This is a genomic window from Microbacterium sp. WCS2018Hpa-23 (assembly GCF_031843845.1).
In the GTDB taxonomy this organism is placed as follows: Bacteria; Actinomycetota; Actinomycetes; order Actinomycetales; family Microbacteriaceae; genus Microbacterium.
This window is the reverse complement of sequence record NZ_JAVTIZ010000007.1, coordinates 92,084-105,994: the sequence shown is the minus strand read 5'-3', so window position 1 is coordinate 105,994 and position 13,911 is coordinate 92,084. Positions and strand designations below refer to the sequence as shown.

Below are 13,911 nucleotides of genomic sequence, written 5' to 3'. Positions count from 1 at the left end.
GCATGCTGCCACGCTACCCGGCGAGTCCGAGCGCGCGCGCGATCACCAGGAGCTGGACCTCGGTCGTGCCCTCGCCGATCTCGAGGATCTTGGAGTCGCGGAAGTGACGAGCCACCGGGAACTCGTTCATGAACCCGTTGCCTCCGAATATCTGGGTCGCGTCCCTCGCGTTGTCCATGGCGGCTTCTCCCGCGACGAGCTTGGCGATGGCCGCCTGCTCGGCGAACGGCCGTCCCCCGTCGCGCAGCCTCGCCGCGTGATGCCAGGCGAGCCGGGCCGTGTGCACCCGAGCGCGCATCCGGGCCAGGGTGAACTGGGCGTTCTGACGGGTGCTGAGCGCACTTCCGAAGATCGTGCGGCTCTTCGCATAGTCCACGGCCGCCTCGAGGCAGCCCTCTGCAGCGCCGGTCGACAGCGCCGCGATCGCGATACGCCCCTCGTCCAGGATGCTGAGGAAGTTGCGGAAGCCGCTCCCCCGCTCTCCGAGGAGATTCCCCGCCGGCACGCGCGCGCCGTCGAAGGTCAGCGGATGCGTGTCGGACGCGTTCCATCCGACCTTGTCGTACGGCGCCTCCACCGTGAAACCCGGGGTGCCGTTCGGGACGATGATCGTGGAGATCTCCTTGCGTCCGTCCTCGCTGCCCGTGACGGCGGTGACCGTGACGAATCGGGTGATGGGGGTCCCGGAGTTGGTGATGAACTGCTTCGACCCGTCGATCACCCACTCGTCACCGTCGAGGCGGGCCGTCGTGCGCGTCGCCCCCGCGTCGCTGCCGGCCTCGGGCTCGGTCAGACCGAAGCCCGCGAGAGCACGACCGGCGAGCAGATCCGGGAGCAGCTCCTGCTTCTGCTCCTCGGTTCCGAAGCGGAACACCGGCATCGCTCCGAGGCTCACGCCCGCCTCGAGAGTGATCGCGATCGACTGATCGACGCGACCGAGAGCCTCGATCGCGATGCCCAGGGCCATGTAGTCGCCGCCCTGTCCGCCGTGCTCCTCGGGGAAGGGCAAACCGAACAGCCCGAGATCGCCCATCTGTCCCACGACGTCCATCGAGAGCGTGTGCGTGCGGTCGGCCTCGTAGGACTGCGGCGCGACGACGCTGTCAGCGAAGTCGCGCACCATCGCGGCGAGCTCGCGCTCCTCGTCGTTCAGATCTTCCATCATCGGTTCTCCTCCGTCGTCACGCGGGCGACCGGCTGGTCGCGCCGCACCTGATCGCCCACGGCGACCAGCAGGCTCACGACCCCGTCATGCGGGGCGAGCACGGGGTGCTCCATCTTCATCGCCTCGATCGAGACGATCGGCGTGCCCGCCGTCACCGAGTCACCGTCGGCCACGTGCACGGCGACGATGCTCCCCGGCATCGGTGCACGGGCATCTGGGCCGGTCGCCACGGCGCGCTCATCCCGTGCCTGCAGGCGTCGCTGCATGCGCTGGCGGCGATCGATCGGCCGGAGTCGTGCGGTGCGCCCGTCCTCGCTCACCCAGACCGCGCCGTCGCCGTCGATGGCGACGGTGATCTTTTGGCGGTGAGCGTCTGGCGCTTCGGATGCGAAGAGGACCTCGTCCTGATCGGTGAGGAACGCGATCTCGCGCGGCGCGACTCCGCTGCGCGCAGCCCATACGGCGCCGGCACGGCGGGAGGTCCTGTCGTCTGAACCTGGGACGTTGTCGCGCAGAACACCGCCCCTCGCGGCGGCCAGCATCGCCGTCGTCGGCTGCTCAACAGTCAGAGGCAGCAGAGTGTCGATCAGGCCGGTGTCGAGATCCCCGGCCATCACCCGGGAGTCGCGACACAGCGTGCGCAGGAAGGCGATGTTCGTGTCCACACCGAGGACGACCGTGCGCGCCAGCGCCTCATCCAGATGGCGAAGTGCCGTCTCCCTGTCGGAGGCGACGGCGATGACCTTCGCGATCATCGGGTCGTAGAAGCCTGTGACCTCTGAGCCCGTCTCCACCGCGGCATCCACCCGTACGCCGTGAGGCGGATCGAACAGCAGCACTCGGCCCGTGGATGGCAGGAACCCGCGCTCCGGCGACTCGGCGTAGACACGGGCCTCGACCGCGTGCCCGCGTACGGGAGGAGGCTGGTCGAGTGGCCCTCCTTCGGCGACCCGGATCTGGAGCGCCACGAGGTCGAGACCGGTCACCTCCTCGGTGACGGGGTGCTCGACCTGCAGACGCGTGTTCATCTCGATGAAGAAGACCTGCTCCGGAGCATCCGCATCGATGAGGAACTCCACCGTGCCGGCCCCGACGTACGACACGCTCTCCGCCGCCTGGATCGCCGCGGTCAGAAGTCGAGCCCTGGTCGCTTCGGGGATGCCCGCAGACGGTGCCTCCTCGATGACCTTCTGATGACGGCGCTGGAGGGTGCACTCGCGCTCGCCGAGTGCGATGACCGTCCCGTGGGCATCTCCGAAGACCTGGACCTCGATGTGTCGTGGACGTCGGATGAGCCGCTCGAGGATCAGCGCGTCGTCGCCGAACGCCGATGCTGCGACCCGCCTCGCCGACGCCAGCGCCGACCCGAGTGCCGCCTCATCGGCGACGATCTCCATCCCCTTGCCGCCTCCTCCTGCGCTCGGCTTGACCAGCAGCGGGAATCCGATGGCGATCGCCTCTTCGGCGATCTCCGCGTCAGACAGACCGCGGGCATCGAACCCGGGAACGACCGGGACACCGGAACGCACCACGTGGTCGCGCGCCTTGGCCTTGTCGCCCATGATCTGGAGCGCATCGGCCGACGGGCCGATGAAGACGATGCCGCTCTCCGCGCACGCTTCGGCGAGCCCGACGCTCTCCGAGAGGAAGCCGTAGCCGGGATGGATGGCCTGAGCGCCGGCGGCGCGTGCGGCGCCGATCACGGAGTCGATGTCGAGGTAGGACTCCGCTGCGGGAGCCGCCCCGATCCGCACCGCGTCATCGGCCTCCCGCACATGGGGTGCGTCGGTATCGGCGTCGCTGTAGACGGCGATGCTGCGGATGCCGAGATCTCGGAGCGTCCGGATGATCCGGCGTGCGATCTCGCCTCTGTTCGCGACCAGGACCGCGTCGAACGTGTGAGTGTTCTGGAGCTTCATGGCCATCACATCCGGAAGAGGCCGAAGCGCGGTTCGGGCAGTGGGCTGCGGGCGACCACGTCGAGGGCGAGGCCGAGAAGGTCGCGGGTCTCAGCGGGATCGATGATGCCGTCGTCCCAGAGACGCGCTGTCGCGTAATAGGGCTCGCCCTGCGTCTCATACTGCTCGCGGATGGGCGACTCGAAGGAGTCTCGCTCGTCGGCACTCCAGCCTTCTCCGCGAGCGGCGAGCTGGTCGGACTTGACGGTGGAGAGCACGGAGGCGGCCTGCGCCCCGCCCATCACGGAGATGCGGCTGGCCGGCCACGTCCAGAGGAATCTCGGGGAGTAGGCCCTGCCGCACATCGAGTAGTTGCCAGCGCCGAAGGAGCCGCCGATGATCACGGTGAGCTTGGGCACTCGGGTGCTCGCCACAGCCGTCACCATCTTCGCGCCGTCTTTCGCGATCCCGCCGGCCTCGGCATCCGAGCCGACCATGAATCCCGTGATGTTCTGCAGGAACAGCAGCGGGATGCCACGCTGGTCGCAGAGTTCGATGAAGTGCGAGCCCTTGAGCGCCGATTCGCTGAAGAGGACGCCGTTGTTCGCGACGATCCCGACCGGGTGACCGTGGAGCCGCGCGAACCCCGTGACCAGGGTCGTGCCGTACTCCGCCTTGAACTCGCGGAAGCTGTCGGCGTCGATGAGCCGATCGATGACCTCGTGCACGTCGTACGCCGCGTTCACGTCGACCGGGACGACGTCGTAGATCGATCCGAGCTCGGCAGGGGCCCGGCTGTCGTGCACCTCCCAGGCGGGCTGATGCGGGGCAGGAAGTGTGGCGACGATGTCCCGCAGGATCTCGAGGGCATGCTCGTCGTCCTCCGCCAGGTGATCGACGACGCCGCTGCGGCGGGCATGGAGCTCGCCGCCCCCGAGTTCCTCTGCGGACACGACCTCGCCGATCGCCGCCTTCACGAGGGGCGGGCCGCCGAGGAAGATCGTGCCCTGATCGCGGACGATCACCGTCTCGTCGCTCATCGCCGGGACATACGCCCCACCGGCCGTGCACGAGCCGAGGACCGCTGCGAGCTGCGGGATGCGCTCTGCCGACATCCGCGCCTGGTTGAAGAAGATCCGACCGAAGTGCTCGCGATCGGGGAACACCTCATCCTGCTTGGGGAGGAAGGCCCCGCCCGAGTCCACCAGGTACAGGCACGGCAGGCGGTTCTCCAGGGCGATCTCCTGCGCACGCAGGTGCTTCTTCACCGTCAGCGGGAAGTAGGTACCGCCCTTGACCGTCGCATCGTTGCAGACGACCATGACGTGCCTCCCGTGCACGAGACCGATGCCCGCGATCACTCCCGCTGCGGGCGCCTCTCCCCCGTACAGGCCGTCGGCTGCCAGCGGTGCCACCTCGATGAAAGGGCTCCCCTCATCGAGAAGACGGATCACGCGCTCGCGCGGCAGGAGCTTCCCTCGTGCGACATGCCGCTCACGAGAAGCCTCCGGCCCACCCTGCGCGACGACCGTCAGCCGGTGGTGCAGCTCGGCGGCGAGGGACTGCTGGGTTGCGGGCATCGTGTTGTCCTCCTCGACCCACGTGGCGCCGGCCACTTCGCTCTGGCGCACTCGATGCGTTCTCGGTTAGTGTTCACTAACCGATTGCATCAGGTTAGCGAGGATTAACTGAGATGACAAGCCCCGTCACCGCGCGAGATCGCGCCAAGGCAGAGCGCTCCGACGCGATCCTCCGCGAGGCCGCGCGACTCTTCGCCGACAGCGGGTACAACGGTGTGAGTCTCGAGGACATCGGAGCCGCCGTGGGCGTGTCCGGCCCCGCTGTGTACCGCCACTTCGCGGGAAAGCAGGCGCTGCTCGGGGCGGTTCTCGTCAAGGTGAGCGACGACCTCGTCGCCGGCGGAACCCGCGTGGCCGCCGAGGGCGCAACGCCTGAAGAGCGGATGCGCGCGCTCGTCGCCTTCCACGTGGACTTCGCACTCGGTCACGCCGACGTGATCCGCGTGCACGACAGGGATGTCGCGCAACTCGATGCCCGCGATCACGCCGAGGTGCGGCGTCTGCAGCGTGCCTATATCGAGCTGTGGATCAGCACGCTGGCCCCGCTCGTCGATGCCGACGCCGACGAGCTGCGTCTGCGCGTGCAGGCGTGCTTCGGCCTCATCAACTCGACCCCGCACAGCACGCGCGCCGCCGCCCGCCAGCGCTCCGCCACCGCGACAGTGCTCGCCGCGATGGCGGAGTCGGCGCTGCGCGCCACTACCTGAGCAGCATCGCCCGCCCCGGTTCTTCGAGCACGTCTGCGACGTCTCTGAGGAATCGAGCTCCTTCTGCACCGTCGACGAGACGGTGGTCGAACGACAGACTGAGCGTCATCATCTGGCGCAGCGCGATCTCTCCCCGGTACTCCCACGGCTGACGCCTGACCGCACCGACCGCGAGGATGCCGGACTGCCCCGGCGGGAGGATCGGCGTCCCGGCGTCGATTCCGAAGACTCCGATGTTCGAGATCGAGAACGTGCCTCCCGAAAGCTCCGCCGGCGAGGTCTTCCCGGATCGCGCGGTCTCGGCGAGGGCCTTCAGCGCATCTGCGAGGTCGACGAGGGTGAGCGCGTCGGCGTCGCGGATGTTCGGCACGATGAGCCCGCGTTCGGTGGCCGCCGCGATCCCGAGATCGACGTAGTGGTACTGGACGATCTCTCCCGCAGACTCGTCCCACCGGGCATTCAGCCCCGGCGTTCGTGTCAGCGCCAGGCACACGGCCTTCGCGACCACCGCGAGGGGACCGATCCTGTGCGCCGACAGACCTCGGTCCTCCTTGAGCGATGCGAGGAGCTCCATCGTCGCAGTGACGTCCACGGTGTGGAACACCGTCACGTGCGGCGCCGTGAACGCGCTCTCGACCATCGCGGCCGCGGTGTGCTTGCGCACCCCGCGGATCGGGATCCTGGTCTCGCGGACCCGCTCGTGCAGCGCAGCCGCGGAGTCCGGGAGCGGCACACTTCTCGGTGCCACCTTCTCGTCGGCGCGGATGCCGACACGCGCCGCGTGCTCGTCGATGTCGTCGCGTGTGATGACGCGATCCCCCACCGATGCCGCGACGAGGGCGAGATCGATCCCCAGGCGCTTCGCGTAGGCCCGGACGGGCGGAGTCGAGCGGGGACGTTCGACGATCGTCTCCACGCTCACAGTCGGCGATGCGTCGTGCGGTGCTGCTTCGAGAACCGCGGTGTCCGTGACCGGGTTCGCGCCTCCCGCACGCCGAGCACGCCGAGCCGGGCGTCCGGATGCCGACGGCGCAGCGCCGTACCCGACGAGGTTGGGCTGCGCCTTCTCCTCTCCGGGCGACGTCGCGACGGGAGGCTCCTCCGCTCCCTCGACGTCGAAGGCGATCAGGGGCGATCCGACGGCGACGGTCTCCCCCGCCTCCGCGTGCAGCGTCGAGACGACGCCCTCGTACGGCGAGGGCAGCTCGACCACGGCTTTGGCGGTCTCGACCTCGGCGAGCGTCTGATTCAACGAGACGGTGTCGCCCGGAGCGACGAGCCACTGGACGACCTCGGCCTCCGTCAGGCCCTCCCCCAGGTCGGGCAGACGGAACTCGGCGATCATGCGTCCGCTCCCGTCAGGCTGTTCGGGCGATCGAGCACACGATCGACCGCGTCGAGCAGACGATCGAGATCCGGCAGATGATACTTCTCGAGTTTCGCGGGCGGGTACGGCACGTCATGTCCCGTCACCCGGAGAGGTGCGGATTCGAGGTACTCGAAGCAGAGCTCCGTGATGCTCGCGATGACCTCTGCCGCCACCCCGGCCTCGCGCGACGCCTCGTGAGCGACCACCACGCGTCCCGTCTTGCGGACGGAGGCGGCGACCGTGTCGTAGTCGACCGGCGACAGCGAACGCAGGTCGATGACCTCGAGCGAGATCCCCTCGTCCTCAGCGGCCTCTGCTGCCTGCAGAGCCGTGGAGACCATCGCGCCGTAGGTGATCAGGGTGGCATCAGTGCCGGACCGGACCACGCGGGCAAGGCCCATGGGTGCGGCATCCGCCAGCGGCGCGTCGAGGTCGACGTCACCCTTGTGGTGGTACAGACGTTTCGGCTCGAAGAAGATGACCGGGTCGTCGGAGGCGATCGCCTGGCGCAGGCTCCGATACGCGTCTTCGGGACTCGACACGGCGATCACGCGGAGCCCTGCCGTATGCACAAAGTACGCTTCGGGCGACTCCGAGTGATGCTCCGCCGCGCCGATGCCGCCCGCCCACGGGATGCGGATCGTGATCGGCATCTTCACGCGCCCCTGAGTGCGGTAATGGAGCTTCGCGACCTGCGCGACGATCTGGTCGAACGCGGGATAGACGAAGCCGTCGAACTGGATCTCGACGACAGGACGGTAGCCGCGGAAGGCGAGTCCGACCGCCGTGCCGACGATGCCCGACTCCGCGAGGGGCGTGTCGATGACACGCGAGGCCCCGAACTCGTCGAGCAGCCCATCGGTGATGCGGAAGACGCCCCCGAGCTTCCCGATGTCCTCGCCGAGCAGGACGACCTTCTCGTCGTCGCGCATCGCTTGGCGCAGGCTCGCGCCCAGGGCCTTTCCGAGAGTGAGCTCCGTCATGGTCACGCCTCGCCTTCGAAGGACGCGAGATATGCGGCGTACTCGCCGCGCTGCCGCTCGAGCCCGGTGTGCGGCTCGGCGTAGACGCCGTCGAACACGGAGAGCGGAGACCGCGTGACCATGCCGAGGCACTCCGCACGCATCTCCTTGGCGACCACGTCGGCGGCCGCCTGCGTCTCCGCGACCTGCTCATCGCTCAGCTCGCCGATCGCGCGCAGGTGCGCTTCCAGTCGGGTGATCGGATCACGACGACGCCAGGCGTCGAGCTCCTCCTCCTTGCGGTAGCGAGTCGGGTCGTCGGCCGTCGTGTGAGGCCCCATCCGGTACGTCACAGCCTCGATGTAGGCCGGCCCCTTGCCCGAGCGGGCATGCGCGAGCGCCCAGCGCATCGCGGCCATGCAGGCGAGGACGTCGTTGCCGTCGACCCGCAGGCTCGGGATCCCGAATCCGGGAGCACGGCCGGCTATCGGATACTGCGACTGCACCGACACGGGCTCCGAGATGGCCCAGTGGTTGTTCTGGCACACGAAGACCACCGGCGCCTGATAGGAGGACGCGAAGATCATCGCCTCGTTGACGTCTCCCTGGCTCGTCGCTCCGTCGCCGAAGTAGGTGACGGCGACCTCGTCGGCTCCGTCGTGGCGGATGCCGAGCGCGTAGCCCACAGCGTGCAGAGTCTGTGCGCCGATGATGATCTGCAGCGGTGCCACCCGCAGCGCGGCCGGGTCGTGCCCCGCACCCTCCTCGCCTCGCCACATGCGCACGTAGTCGCCGGGCTTCGCACCGCGCGCGTAGATGACACCGGTCTCCCGGTAACTCGGGAAGACGTAGTCCTGGGGCGCGAGCGCCCGGGCGGTCCCGATCTGCGTCGCCTCCTGACCCTGGCACGGCGCCCAGAGTCCCAACTGCCCCTGCCGCTGGAGTGCGACACCCTCGGCGTCGATCCGCCGGAGGATGACCATGTCCCGGTGGAGCGCCCGCAGCGATGCCGCGTCGACGTCGGTGAGGAACTCGTCGAGCTGGGGGTTCGCGATGCGCGTGCCGTCCGGGGTGAGGATGCGCTCTGCGAGCTCGAGATCCTGTGCGGTGTCGGCGATCGGGGTGATCTGCGGTGACATCATCGTCCTCCTCATCAGTGGCCGTCGTCACGGGTTCTACGCGCGGCCCCGGCATCTTCGCCGGTTCACTCGAGCGTACGTCCGCTCATCACCTCGCTCAAGCAACCACGATCGTCTTGAGCATGTTGCCCAATTCGAGCCCGTGCGCCCCTGCTATCGTTTGGCACTATGGCTGGACTTGACCGCATCGATCTGGAACTCCTCGCAGCGCTCGCCGACGACCCTCGGGTCACGATCGTCGCACTGGCGGAGAATCTCGGACTGTCACGCAACACGATCCAGGCCCGTATGGCGCGACTGGAGCAGACGGGCGTGTTCATGTCGTACGAGCGCTCGTTCTCGACCGATGTCCTCGGGTTCCCGCTGCAGGCTTTCGTCAGCATCGGGGTCCGTCAGACCGAGCTGCCTCGCATCATCAACGAACTCGCACGCATCCCGGAGGTCGTGCAGGCCCACGGGCTCAGCGGCTCGATCGACCTGCTCGCGCGAGTCGCCTGCCGCGACGCACGGCATCTGTTCGACACGGATGCCCGGATCCTGTCGATCGACGGCGTCGAACGCACCGAGACGTCACTCGCGATGGGCGAGGTCATCCCGTTCCGGGTCGCCGGACTCATCGGCCTCGCGCGGCGGGAATCCTGAGGAAGCGGCGGATGGCGCCTGCCGCTTCGGCGGGCGTCTCGTAGTGGATCAGATGTCCGACGTGCGCGATCTCCACCAGCGTCCCGTCATCGAATCGCGTCACCAGTTCTCGTTCCACCTCGATCGGGGTGATGTCGTCGCGCTGCGCGGCGATCAGCAGCGTGGGCACGTCGATCTCCGCGGCGAACTCGCTCACATCATGTGAGACGCTCGCGACGAACGCGTCGCGGAGCACATCCCGGTCGGCGAAGCGCGAGAAGTAGGTGTCGTGCTGGTCGTGGATGAACCGGCGGAGTTCACGGTCGGACGTCTTGGCCATCGTGACGCTCATCACCCTGACGATGAGGCGGTTGCGCAACAGCGCGGTGCCCAACTTCTCGGGCAGCCGCGCGCCCAGGGCGTAGTACATGACCGCGAGACGGGTCATGATGCCCTTCGGCCCTTCGAGCGCCGGAGCGCCGATCGGGTTGATCAGGATGAGGCGGGGTGTCGCGAGGCCGCTCGCGACCGCTGCCGAGGTGACGATCGATCCGAACGAGTGTCCGAGGATGACCGCACCGGGCGCGACCGCCGCGGCGAACTCCGTGAGCCATGCGACGTACTCGGCCAGGTCGTAGGTGCGCCCGGGCACGGGAGCGGTCTCGCCGAACCCCGGCAGGTCAGGGGCGATCACGCGCGCCTCCGGGAGGAACGCGAGCACGGATTCGAGACCGTGATGCTCACCGCGGAAGCCGTGCACGGCGATCACGGTGACGTCGGCGTCTGCAGAGCCGTACTCCCAGTAGGCCGTGAGTCCGCCGCGCACCTCCGCCTCGCGGCGCTCGACCGGGAGGCGTTGCAGGCGGTCGGCGTAAGGCGAGAGCACGGTCATACTCCGATTCTAGAGTCGTCGAATGGACACTCCCCGTGTGCCTCCGCCCCGATGTCCGTACCCGGATCTACGGTGAAATCATGTCCACGGCTCCTCCCCTCCCGCACTGGATCACTCGCGTGGGGGTGTTCGATCTCGAGACGACCGGCGTCGACGTCGAGAACGATCGCGTCGTGACCGCGCACGTGGGATTGCTCGATGCAGAAGGCCGAGAGATCGCTGCGCGCGACTGGCTCGCAGATCCGGGCATCGCGATCCCCGAGGGTGCGACGGCAGTGCACGGCGTGACGACCGAGCACGCTCGCCGACTCGGGCGCCCCGTCGGCGAGGTCGTCGCGGAGGTGACGTCTGCTCTGCGTTCGTTGCTGTCGCAGGGCGTTCCGGTGGTCGCGTACAACGCCGCGTACGACTTCTCCCTCCTGGCGCACGAGGCCCACCGACACGGGATCGCTCCTCTCGAGAACCCGTCCCCGATCATCGACCCGCACGTCATCGACAAGGCGTACGACCGCTACCGTCCGGGCAAGCGCACACTCCAGGTGGTCGCCGCGCTCTACGCGGTGCAGCTCGAGGACGCGCACGAGGCTGCGGCCGATGCCGTCGCGGCGGGCCGTGTGGCCCAGGCCCTCGCCCGCCAGTTCACGCTGCCCGAGACGCTTGAGGAACTCCACACGCGGCAGGTGGGATGGGCGCGTTCTCAGGCTGCGAGCCTCACGGAGTACTTCATCCGCATCGGTCGCCTCGATCCCGACGATCGCCTTGACGGCACCTGGCCGGTGCGCGCACGCCGTTCGACCGAGGCGGTGTCCTGCGATGCGATTCCGAACCAGTGACGTCTCGCGTGTCGAGAGCACTTGGAAGCAGTTCGTCCCGTCGGCAGTCCTCCATGACGTAGATCCGCAGCGGTTCCGGTTCGACTGGCACTCTGCCGACCTCGGCGCAGCGAGCCTCGTGCGCTACGACCTCGCAGCGGAGGTGCGATCGACGGCCGAACCTCAGGATCAGATCCTGGTCTGCCATGTCGACGGCCCCGGCGTCCGCGTGTACTCCGATCGAGGCGATCTCGATGCGAGTCGCCCGTGGATATCCGATGGCCGGAGAGTGCATGCCCGCTGGGATGCGGGTGCCAGGGTCACGGCCCTCGTCTTCGAGCGAAACGCCCTGACCGACCTGGCGAGGAGGATCAGCGGCGACGACGACGTCTCCGTCCGCGTGGGCGATCTGGCTCCGCGCTCCGCGCACGCCGGTGCGGCCTGGGATCGCATGTTCGCGTACCTCGAGCAGAGTGCCGCGAATATCACCGACGGAGAAGACGATGACGATGTCCTGCGCAGCGAGCTGGCCCGCCATGCGGCCGCGACGACGCTCGCAGCCTTCGCGACGACGAGTCGCCTCGAGCGCCATCGGCCGGCTCAGAGCGCTCCGGCGCCCGCGACCGTCCGTCGCGCCCTCGACTTCATCGCCGAGAACTCGCACCGGCCGATCACGGTCGACGACATCGCCGCCGCCGTCCATATCTCGACGCGGGGCCTGCAGTATGCCTTTCGACGCGCGCTCGACACGACGCCGGCGGAGTCACTGCGGCAGGCACGCCTCGACGGAGCGCACCGCGACCTGCGATCGGGATCTCAGGTGACCGTCGCCTCGGTGGCGCGTCGATGGGGGTTCTCGCACCCGTCCCGCTTCGCCGCTGCCTATCGAGAGAGCTTCGGTGTGCTTCCTTCTGTGACGGCGGCGAAGCATCGTCGATGACACTATGCGAACAGGTTGTTCGCGCCCGTCGCGCGCCGCGACGTGCCCGCTGAGGGATGCACCCGCTGACACATATATTCCGAGATATGGGTTCTCTCTATTACGGCGGCTCGGAGCCGATCCATATCGAAGATCGAGCGCTTGCACACCTCAAAGTCGTCGTGGCGACGAAGTTGCGTCGCAACGAGAGCTTCACGCTGACGTGGAAGCACCCCGACGGCGAAACCGAAGGCCGCTCGACGGTCTGGCTGCACCCCTCGATACCGCTGCGGTTCGTCTTCGACGAGAGCGAGGCGCCCGAGCTCAGCCGTCGATGGATCGAGGATCTCGCCCACTCGGCGAACTCCAGCGGAGGCATCACGCTCGTCGAGGAGCTCCTGGAGCCATCGGATCAGCTCGCCGGAGTCGACCCGCACTGACTCTCTCGAAACTACCGGCGATCAGAGGACCTGGTCGTCGACAGTCCCGCCTCTGCGTCCGCGGCGCACGACCAGCATGATCACACCGATGATGAGTCCGATCGCGCCTGCGACCATCAGGATGTAGCCGACCATGTTGAGGTCGATCCATTCGATCTGCACATTGACGGCGAACGCGAGGATCGCTCCGATCACGAACAGTGCGATTCCGGTACCGATTGTCATGGTTCCTCCTGAATGGTGGCGGACATCCTGAGGATAACCATGGCACGCCGCGAGCGTCACCCCTGGGGTCAATCGATGCGATCGGCCGGCGTTCGGCCACAGCGCGACGAGCGAGAGTACTGCAGAAGTAGGGCGGGCGGGACTTGAACCCGCGATCGTTGGGTTATGAGCCCGGTTCGAAACAGCTCCTGATTCCCCTGAATCTAGACGTTGTTTCCACTGTCAGCACGTGTTGCAACGTTCCCGTAACAGCCCGTATCCCGCAAAAGTGACCAGATTTCCGCCCGAAGTGGATCCGCTGCTCGGCTATACCACGGATGCACGACTCGGTCTGTCCTCACACATATCGCCAGTGCGACATTCTGACGAGAGATGCGATCTTGCCGCAAGGGTGGCGTGGTGGAGGTGGCGATATGACCTTGCCGATCATGGATGGCCACGGGAACATCCACCGGCTCTCGGGGCCAGGCGGAGGACAGTTCGCCGGGCGCCCCACGGCGCCGCCGGTAGCTCCGCTCAGCGGCGCTGCTGACACACGCCGAGCTCGCGTGCGCATCGGCTGGCGACACCCGCTGAACCCCGCGAACGACGACATCCCTGTGGACCTCCCCGGCGACTCCCGACGAAAGAGGGAGGGGCTCAGTTGGTACCGGCGAGGACGAGGGACGACGTCACCGAGCTCACGTGCCGTGGACGTCCGCTCCTTCGTGACCCACGTCTCGATCCCGACGTACGCCTCCCATCAGGCCCCGATCACCATCACCGTGGATGGGGTCTCATCCGGAGACGAGGTCGCACGTGAGTACCGGGCCGTCGACGGAAAACTCTTCCGCCAGGTCTGGGGCATCGAAGACCCGGGAACCGGGCAGGTGAGTCCAGTCGTTCCCCCGAGTGCATCCTGGGCTCCGACTGAGTCCGGGCGCGCATACGGCCTTCGACCAGTGCCGGCAGACGCAGAGTGGCTTACGCAGGAGACGGAGCGCACTCCCCCAGTTGCTGCCGAAACCGAAGAACGCGCTGCGCAGATCGCGCAGGAGCTGGTCAGCGGGTACGCGTCGATCGACGGTGACGTCTGGCAGGTGACGAAAGCACCCGTATACCGGGCACCCATTGTCGAGGACACCCCGCTCACAGCGCCCCTGATGGTCGCCGTGACCCCTGCGCTGGACACGAGCGTGGCGG

The 13,911-nt window shown here is 67.9% G+C and carries 13 protein-coding genes; 5 read left to right on the top strand and 8 right to left on the bottom strand.

What is annotated here, in order from left to right; all coding sequences use genetic code 11:
* Nucleotides 1–13 precede the first annotated feature (13 nt).
* Genes RQG77_RS13035 through RQG77_RS13025 form a run of 3 tightly spaced genes read right to left on the bottom strand, consistent with a single transcriptional unit; the run spans nt 14 to nt 4,643 of the window.
* On the bottom strand, nt 14–1,162 hold the full coding sequence (locus RQG77_RS13035) for an acyl-CoA dehydrogenase family protein (RefSeq protein WP_311245228.1): 1,149 nt from the start codon (nt 1,160–1,162) through the stop codon (nt 14–16).
* Nucleotides 1,162–3,084, bottom strand: a complete 1,923-nt coding sequence (locus tag RQG77_RS13030; protein ID WP_311245079.1) for a biotin carboxylase N-terminal domain-containing protein — start codon at nt 3,082–3,084, stop codon at nt 1,162–1,164. The genes RQG77_RS13035 and RQG77_RS13030 overlap by 1 nt, the downstream gene beginning before the upstream one ends.
* A gap of 5 nt (nt 3,085–3,089) precedes the next feature.
* Complete coding sequence (locus tag RQG77_RS13025; RefSeq protein WP_311245078.1) at nt 3,090–4,643, bottom strand: carboxyl transferase domain-containing protein; 1,554 nt, start codon at nt 4,641–4,643, stop codon at nt 3,090–3,092.
* Nucleotides 4,644–4,756: 113 nt separating this feature from the next.
* Here RQG77_RS13025 and RQG77_RS13020 point away from each other — a divergent pair, with 113 nt between their 5' ends.
* Nucleotides 4,757–5,350 carry a TetR/AcrR family transcriptional regulator gene (locus RQG77_RS13020; RefSeq protein WP_056509836.1) on the top strand — a complete coding sequence of 198 codons (594 nt, stop codon included), beginning with the start codon at nt 4,757–4,759 and terminating at the stop codon, nt 5,348–5,350.
* Here RQG77_RS13020 and RQG77_RS13015 read toward each other — a convergent pair.
* From RQG77_RS13015 to pdhA, 3 genes are read right to left on the bottom strand one after another with little or no spacing between them, the layout of a single operon-like run.
* Nucleotides 5,343–6,695, bottom strand: coding sequence for a dihydrolipoamide acetyltransferase family protein (locus RQG77_RS13015; RefSeq protein WP_311245077.1), 1,353 nt, complete (start codon nt 6,693–6,695; stop codon nt 5,343–5,345). The genes RQG77_RS13020 and RQG77_RS13015 overlap by 8 nt on opposite strands.
* Complete coding sequence (locus tag RQG77_RS13010) at nt 6,692–7,702, bottom strand: alpha-ketoacid dehydrogenase subunit beta (RefSeq protein WP_311245076.1); 1,011 nt, start codon at nt 7,700–7,702, stop codon at nt 6,692–6,694. Before RQG77_RS13010 ends, RQG77_RS13015 begins: the two co-directional genes overlap by 4 nt.
* A gap of 2 nt (nt 7,703–7,704) precedes the next feature.
* Complete coding sequence (gene pdhA / locus RQG77_RS13005; RefSeq protein WP_311245227.1) at nt 7,705–8,820, bottom strand: pyruvate dehydrogenase (acetyl-transferring) E1 component subunit alpha; 1,116 nt, start codon at nt 8,818–8,820, stop codon at nt 7,705–7,707.
* Nucleotides 8,821–8,988: 168 nt separating this feature from the next.
* Between pdhA and RQG77_RS13000 the strand changes: the two genes are divergently transcribed.
* Complete coding sequence (locus RQG77_RS13000) at nt 8,989–9,462, top strand: Lrp/AsnC family transcriptional regulator (RefSeq protein ID WP_056307813.1); 474 nt, start codon at nt 8,989–8,991, stop codon at nt 9,460–9,462.
* On the opposite strand, the gene RQG77_RS12995 is transcribed toward RQG77_RS13000, so the two are convergent.
* Entirely contained in the window at nt 9,434–10,333 is a 900-nt protein-coding gene (locus RQG77_RS12995; RefSeq protein WP_311245075.1) for an alpha/beta hydrolase, read from the bottom strand. The genes RQG77_RS13000 and RQG77_RS12995 overlap by 29 nt on opposite strands.
* A gap of 80 nt (nt 10,334–10,413) precedes the next feature.
* Between RQG77_RS12995 and RQG77_RS12990 the strand changes: the two genes are divergently transcribed.
* The 3 genes from RQG77_RS12990 to RQG77_RS12980 all read left to right on the top strand — a co-directional run bounded on the left by RQG77_RS12990 (nt 10,414) and on the right by RQG77_RS12980 (nt 12,504).
* Nucleotides 10,414–11,166 (top strand): exonuclease domain-containing protein, encoded by a 753-nt coding sequence (locus RQG77_RS12990; RefSeq protein ID WP_311245074.1) that lies wholly within the window; start codon nt 10,414–10,416, stop codon nt 11,164–11,166.
* Nucleotides 11,147–12,085 carry an AraC family transcriptional regulator gene (locus RQG77_RS12985; protein ID WP_311245073.1) on the top strand — a complete coding sequence of 313 codons (939 nt, stop codon included), beginning with the start codon at nt 11,147–11,149 and terminating at the stop codon, nt 12,083–12,085. Before RQG77_RS12990 ends, RQG77_RS12985 begins: the two co-directional genes overlap by 20 nt.
* Nucleotides 12,086–12,171: 86 nt before the next feature.
* Nucleotides 12,172–12,504, top strand: coding sequence for a hypothetical protein (locus RQG77_RS12980; RefSeq protein ID WP_311245072.1), 333 nt, complete (start codon nt 12,172–12,174; stop codon nt 12,502–12,504).
* Nucleotides 12,505–12,525: 21 nt separating this feature from the next.
* Here the strand turns inward: RQG77_RS12980 and RQG77_RS12975 are convergent, their stop codons facing one another.
* Nucleotides 12,526–12,729: a DUF6458 family protein gene (locus RQG77_RS12975; RefSeq protein ID WP_311245071.1), complete on the bottom strand. Its 204-nt coding sequence runs from the start codon at nt 12,727–12,729 to the stop codon at nt 12,526–12,528.
* Between the last annotated feature and the right edge of the window lie 1,182 nt (nt 12,730–13,911).

Bases quoted from the DNA above. Each gene is read 5' to 3' on its own strand.
- RQG77_RS13035 (WP_311245228.1), bottom strand. From the start codon at position 1,162: ATGGAAGATCTGAACGACGAGGAGCGCGAGCTCGCCGCGATGGTGCGC.
- RQG77_RS13010 (WP_311245076.1), bottom strand. From the start codon at position 7,702: ATGACGGAGCTCACTCTCGGAAAGGCCCTGGGCGCGAGCCTGCGCCAA.
- RQG77_RS13030 (WP_311245079.1), bottom strand. From the start codon at position 3,084: ATGAAGCTCCAGAACACTCACACGTTCGACGCGGTCCTGGTCGCGAAC.
- RQG77_RS13000 (WP_056307813.1), top strand. From the start codon at position 8,989: ATGGCTGGACTTGACCGCATCGATCTGGAACTCCTCGCAGCGCTCGCC.
- RQG77_RS12985 (WP_311245073.1), top strand. From the start codon at position 11,147: ATGCGATTCCGAACCAGTGACGTCTCGCGTGTCGAGAGCACTTGGAAG.
- RQG77_RS12975 (WP_311245071.1), bottom strand. From the start codon at position 12,729: ATGACAATCGGTACCGGAATCGCACTGTTCGTGATCGGAGCGATCCTC.
- RQG77_RS13025 (WP_311245078.1), bottom strand. From the start codon at position 4,643: ATGCCCGCAACCCAGCAGTCCCTCGCCGCCGAGCTGCACCACCGGCTG.
- RQG77_RS12990 (WP_311245074.1), top strand. From the start codon at position 10,414: ATGTCCACGGCTCCTCCCCTCCCGCACTGGATCACTCGCGTGGGGGTG.
- RQG77_RS12980 (WP_311245072.1), top strand. From the start codon at position 12,172: ATGGGTTCTCTCTATTACGGCGGCTCGGAGCCGATCCATATCGAAGAT.
- RQG77_RS12995 (WP_311245075.1), bottom strand. From the start codon at position 10,333: ATGACCGTGCTCTCGCCTTACGCCGACCGCCTGCAACGCCTCCCGGTC.
- RQG77_RS13020 (WP_056509836.1), top strand. From the start codon at position 4,757: ATGACAAGCCCCGTCACCGCGCGAGATCGCGCCAAGGCAGAGCGCTCC.
- pdhA (WP_311245227.1), bottom strand. From the start codon at position 8,820: ATGTCACCGCAGATCACCCCGATCGCCGACACCGCACAGGATCTCGAG.
- RQG77_RS13015 (WP_311245077.1), bottom strand. From the start codon at position 6,695: ATGATCGCCGAGTTCCGTCTGCCCGACCTGGGGGAGGGCCTGACGGAG.